Genomic DNA, 2,379 nt, shown 5'->3' on the forward strand with positions numbered 1-2,379 from the left:
GAGAGCCGCCGCAACCGCTGCCGAGCCGATGGCCGCGCCGACTTTGGCGCGGTTTGACCATTTTCCCGTTTCACCGTCCCGGGGCGTCTCTTTCTTCACCGGCTGCTCGTCAGGCCGTTTGTCATTCGTGTTATCTTCGCTCATTTCAACCTCTTATCTTGTCAACTCACGCACGTCAGTGAGCTTACCTGTTACCGCCGCCGCTGCGGCCATGGCGGGTGACATCAAATGTGTCCTAGCACCCGGTCCCTGCCGTCCAACGAAATTGCGATTGGAAGTGGATGCACAACGTTCACCTGCGGGGACCTTGTCCGGATTCATGCCGAGACAGGCGGAACAGCCCGGCTCGCGCCATTCGAATCCGGCGTCGGTGAATATCCGGTCGAGCCCTTCGGCTTCGGCCTGGGCCTTGACCAGACCCGAACCCGGCACAACAATCGCCCATTTGACATTGTCTGCTTTACTGCGGCCGGTCAGAACGGCAGCAGCAGCCCGCAGATCCTCGATCCGGCTGTTGGTGCAGCTGCCGATGAAGATATTCTCGACCGCCACATCGCGCAATGCCTGCCCCGGTTCGAGCCCCATATAATCGAGAGACTTGCGTGCCGCATCCCGCTTGGACGGGTCGGCAAAGCTGTCCGGTGCCGGCACCACCCCATTTACCGGGACGACATCCTCGGGACTGGTGCCCCAGGTCACGGTCGGAACGACATCGGCGGCGTTGATTTTCACACTCTTGTCAAATTTCGCGCCTTCGTCGGTCGGCAGCGTCTTCCAATAAGCCACTGCCTCGTCCCAGTCCGCTCCCTTGGGGGCCATCGGACGGCCTTTGAGATAGGCAAATGTCTTGTCGTCCGGCGCGATCAGACCAGCGCGCGCGCCCGCTTCGATCGACATGTTGGAAACCGTCAGGCGCCCTTCGATCGACATTTGTTCGAATACTTCGCCGCGATATTCGATGACATGGCCGGTGCCGCCGGCCGTTCCGATCACCCCGATGATATGGAGGATCAGGTCTTTCGGGCTGATACCGGGGCCAAGCAAGCCCTCGACGCGAATTTCCATCGCTTTGGAGCGGGTCAGTTGCAGCGTCTGCGTCGCCAGAACATGCTCGACTTCGCTGGTCCCGATCCCGAACGCCAGCGCGCCCAAAGCCCCGTGGGCCGCAGTATGACTGTCGCCGCAGACCAATGTCGTGCCCGGAAGGGTAAAGCCCTGCTCCGGTCCGATAACGTGGACGATCCCCTGATTGATATCGCTGGCACCAATATATTTGATCCCGAATGCCGGCGCATTGGCTTCCAGTGCTTCCAGCTGGGCCGCGCTTTGCGGGTCGGCAATCGGAATTTTCTGACCCTGGGCATCGAGACGCGCCGTGGTCGGCAGATTGTGATCGGGAACCGCCAGCGTCAGATCCGGCCGCCGAACCTTGCGGCCCGCCTTGCGCAGCCCCTCAAAGGCCTGCGGACTGGTCACTTCGTGGACCAGATGCCGGTCGATATAGATCAGCGCCGTACCATCGTCCCGTTGGTCGACAACATGTGCATCCCAGATTTTCTGGTACAGGGTTCGAGGGTTGGTCATAAGTTCCTGACAATCAATATGGGGTTTCGTTTAGTCAGATCAATCGCTGGTGCAAGATAGAATTGCCTTCAAAACCCATTGAAGAGCGCCTATCTTGGCAACATGAGCCTGTTCGCCATCATAGCCACTGTCCTCGCCGCCGTCATCGCGATGGAATTTGTCGCCTGGGGCGCCCATAAATATATCATGCACGGCTTCGGCTGGGGCTGGCACCGCGACCATCACGAACCGCATGACAAGCGACTGGAGAAGAACGATCTTTTCGGGATTGTCGGCGCGGCGATGAGCATTTCAATGTTCGCCGTCGGTAGCCCCCTGATCATGGGTTCGGGCGCGTGGGAGCCGGGGACATGGATCGGACTCGGCATAATGTTCTACGGCATCATCTACACCCTGATCCACGACGGACTGGTCCATCAGCGCTACTTCAAATATGTTCCGAGAGGCGGCTATGCCAAACGGCTGGTGCAGGCCCACAAGCTGCACCACGCGACCTTGGGCAAGGAAGGCGGGGTGAGTTTCGGCTTTGTCTTTGCCCGCGATCCGGCGAAGCTGAAGGCGGAGTTGAAGATGCAGCGCGAAGCCGGCACCGCTGTCGTGCGCGACGCTGTCGGCTAAGCCAGCAACTTGCCAAAAATATGTATATTGACCGCCGCACCCGATTATTTCGAGGATCTCGGCCCCGCGCGCCGTACCTATCAACGGCTGCTGGGCGACGATATCAGCTTCCGCCACTGGACCGATCCCGGCGATCTGGCGGAATATGATCTGGTTCTGCCGCTGCTGGTGTGGGGC

The 2,379-nt window shown here is 59.8% G+C and carries 2 protein-coding genes; one reads left to right on the forward strand and one right to left on the reverse strand.

The features are described 5' to 3' along the window. Nucleotides 1-153: 153 nt before the first annotated feature. Nucleotides 154-1,584, reverse strand: coding sequence for a 3-isopropylmalate dehydratase large subunit (gene leuC / locus WBM93_RS14105; protein ID WP_424432500.1), 1,431 nt, complete (start codon nt 1,582-1,584; stop codon nt 154-156). A 102-nt stretch (nt 1,585-1,686) separates the two neighbouring features. Here leuC and WBM93_RS14110 point away from each other — a divergent pair, with 102 nt between their 5' ends. Beyond that, the gene (locus WBM93_RS14110) at nt 1,687-2,202 is read left to right on the forward strand and encodes a sterol desaturase family protein (RefSeq protein WP_424432501.1); all 516 of its coding nucleotides are present in this window, start codon (nt 1,687-1,689) and stop codon (nt 2,200-2,202) included. The last annotated feature ends 177 nt before the right edge of the window (nt 2,203-2,379 follow it).

The sequence above is a fragment of the Parasphingorhabdus sp. genome (assembly GCF_049667325.1).
Lineage (GTDB): Bacteria > Pseudomonadota > Alphaproteobacteria > Sphingomonadales > Sphingomonadaceae > Parasphingorhabdus.

What these genes read in the sequence shown, in the direction of transcription:
- leuC (WP_424432500.1), bottom strand. Translation starts at nt 1,584, where the DNA reads ATGACCAACCCTCGAACCCTGTACCAGAAAATCTGGGATGCACATGTT.
- WBM93_RS14110 (WP_424432501.1), top strand. Translation starts at nt 1,687, where the DNA reads ATGAGCCTGTTCGCCATCATAGCCACTGTCCTCGCCGCCGTCATCGCG.